The sequence below is a fragment of the Metabacillus niabensis genome, assembly GCF_902829255.1.
GTDB classification, from domain to species: domain Bacteria; phylum Bacillota; class Bacilli; order Bacillales; family Bacillaceae; genus Metabacillus; species Metabacillus niabensis.
Window position 1 is genome coordinate 1 of the sequence record NZ_CADEPK010000313.1, and the last position, 2,962, is coordinate 2,962.

The 2,962-nt window shown below is 36.5% G+C and carries 2 protein-coding genes and 1 tRNA gene; all 3 read right to left on the minus strand.

Translation table 11 applies throughout. The features are described 5' to 3' along the window. Nucleotides 1-103 precede the first annotated feature (103 nt). Nucleotides 104-175, minus strand: a tRNA-Val gene (locus HU235_RS17965). Between the two features lie 186 nt (nucleotides 176-361). Further along, nucleotides 362-2,338, minus strand: coding sequence for a TRAP transporter permease (locus HU235_RS17970; protein WP_174881109.1), 1,977 nt, complete (start codon nucleotides 2,336-2,338; stop codon nucleotides 362-364). Further along, nucleotides 2,338-2,856, minus strand: a complete 519-nt coding sequence (locus HU235_RS17975; protein ID WP_174881110.1) for a DUF1850 domain-containing protein — start codon at nucleotides 2,854-2,856, stop codon at nucleotides 2,338-2,340. Before HU235_RS17975 ends, HU235_RS17970 begins: the two co-directional genes overlap by 1 nt. Between the last annotated feature and the right edge of the window lie 106 nt (nucleotides 2,857-2,962).

Genomic DNA, 2,962 nt, shown 5'->3' on the forward strand with positions numbered 1-2,962 from the left:
CCAAGTATCAAAATCCTTTTCCTTTACTTATCAAAAATAAGATAAAAAATAAAAGGGTTTCTCAATTAAGAGAAACCCTTTTATATCAACGTTATTCAAGTAATGACCTGTGAGGGACTTGAACCCCCGACCCCTTCCCTGTCAAGGAAGTGCTCTCCCACTGAGCTAACAAGTCGTATTTATAAGTTACATTTTCTATTATATTTATTATAGGGTTTATAGTCAATACTTTTCTAACATATCAATCTAATTTCACATTTCGACTTATTTCCCGGAAAATATAAGCGCCTCTAAATTAAGTAGAATGTAGTAATCTCCTATAGTTAAGAGGAGATTACTACATCATGTTACCTATTCATTCTTAACTTTCCACGGCCATGTTTGGCTTATTTTTTTGATCATTGTTCCGTTTCCAAATAAATTGTAACGCAAACATTGCAACAAATAGGATTAAGCCTGTAATATCTGAAATTCTTTCTGGATATATAAGCAATAATCCAGAAATGATATTAACGATTCGTTCTAGCCAGTGCATCTTTCTCATCCAATATCCGATAATTGCAGCTCCTATTGCGATCATTCCTAGAACAGATGTAAGGATTACCCATACTAATTCATACCAGGTTGCATCAATCATAAGTAATTCAGGTGATAGAACAAAGACATATGGGATAATGAAGGCAGCGATTGCTAATTTCGCTGAATCGACTCCTGTTTTAAATGGTTCTGCTCCTGCTACACCTGCTGCAGCAAAGGCCGCTAGAGCTACTGGTGGTGTAATATCCGCAATTATTCCAAAATAGAAGACAAATAGATGTGCAGATAAATCAGGTACACCTAATAGGATAATAGCCGGTGCCGCAATCGTTGAAGTGATAACGTAATTAGCCGTTGTTGGTGAGCCCATTCCAAGTATTAGTGCAGCGATCATTGTTAACATAAGTGTTGGAATTAAATATCCTCCTGCTAGATCAACTAGACCATTTGCTAGCTTTAATCCCAATCCGGTTTTTGTAACAATTCCTACAATTATACCAGCTGCTGCTGTTGCCGCTGCTACCCCAAGAGCTGTTCGTGCTCCTTCTACTAATGCAAAAACAAATTCCTTTGGTCCCATTCTCGTTTCCTTATTAATTAAACTTACAAGGATTGCGACTAAGATTGAGTATAAAGCAGCATGTGTGACGATTACGCCTGCCATTAATAAAACAACGATTGTTAGAATAGGAAGAAGAAGATAAATTTTACTAAATATTTCTTTCCGACTAGGCATTTCTTCTTTCGTTAACCCTCTAAGTCCAATTCGCTTTGCTTCAAAATGAGTCATAATCCATATTCCTGCAAAGTATAGAATTGCCGGAATTGCAGCTGCCTTAGCAATATCCCAATACGTAATGCCGTTTCCAATAAACTCAACCATGAGGAATGCTGCAGCTCCCATTATAGGTGGCATAAGTTGCCCGCCTGTAGACGATGCTGCCTCGACAGCACCAGCAAATTCCTTTTTGTAGCCAAGGTTTTTCATCATCGGAATCGTAAATGCTCCTGATGTCACAACATTTGCAACAGAACTGCCACTAATTGTTCCTTGCAGGGCGCTTGAAAATATCGCAACCTTTGCAGGACCACCAATTCTGCGGCCTGCAACTGCTATTGATAAGTCATTAAAATATTGCCCAACTCCAGTTCTTATAAGAAATGCTCCAAACAAGAGGAATAAGAATATAAAGGTTGATGAAACAGCTAATGGTGTTCCTAATATCCCGTCAGTTGTAAAAAACATCGTTTGCACCAAACGTTCTAAAGTTAATCCGCGATGAGAAAGAAAGCCAGGCATGTATTGACCAAACAAACCGTATAAAACAAAAATAACAGCAATAATCATAATCGGTAAGCCTACCGCTCGTCTTGTTGCCTCCAAAACTAATAAAATCGCTATTGCACCAACTATGAAATCTAATGTGCTTAAACGGCCTACACTCATCACAAGATCGTCAAAAAATAATGGCCAGTAAGCACCGACACCTATACTTAAAACTGCTAATATACCGTCATACCACGTAATTTGGAATTTACCTGTTTTTTGTTTTTTACGATTGGCTGGAAAAAGTAAAAAGATCAGCGACAAGGCAAAGCCTAAGTGTACAGTCCGTTGAATTTGTGCGGTAAATACACCAAAGATGGCCGTATATAATTGAAATAGTGAAAAGGCAAGCAGACCAAAAAATGCAATATATCCAAGGATACCTGTTAACTTCCTTGTCCCCGCTTCTGGATCATATTTTGCGATTAACTCTTGTTGCTCTTCTTCAGTTAATTGTTTTTCTATTTCAGCCATTAGAGATTCACTCCCTTCAATTGTTGCCAAAGCGAAATCCGTTTTAGTGAAATTCTTACCCATGTTCCAGGTTTTATATAATCTGAAAGAATGTATGTTTTATTCAAATAGATGAATTGATGATTTGCCCTCACTTGTCCGATTCTTAAATCAATATATGGGAAAATTCGCTTCATATTTGTTATCTGATATTTCCCATTCGTGACTTTAAATATTTCAACACCTTCTGCGTTAGAAGGCATTCCAACTGCAAAGTCCTCATATTCTAAAGTTGTTAGCTTAATATTCTTGGATGTTACTTCATAAGTCTCAATAACATCTGACAAATGGATTGAATGTGTATATTTTAGTTGAAAGGTTTTTTCCTCTTTTAATGGTAAATATGCAAGAAGCTGTTCACTGTCCTCATATGAGAAGGCAATCACTTTAAAAGATGGATAGTAAAACAGTAAACCAATTACGAAAAGTATGAGGGGGATAAGGATAATTATTATTGTTTTTATGATCGTTTTCTTCATCATACTCCCCTTTTAAAAAAACAAAAATTATAGTAAAGCCGATAGGTTATAAAAACCTATCGACATTCGCTTACTTAGTTATTCCTTTTTCTTCAAAATATTTAGC

Coding starts and splice junctions, on each gene's coding strand:
- HU235_RS17970 (WP_174881109.1), bottom strand. CDS start 2,338: ATGGCTGAAATAGAAAAACAATTAACTGAAGAAGAGCAACAAGAGTTA.
- HU235_RS17975 (WP_174881110.1), bottom strand. CDS start 2,856: ATGAAGAAAACGATCATAAAAACAATAATAATTATCCTTATCCCCCTC.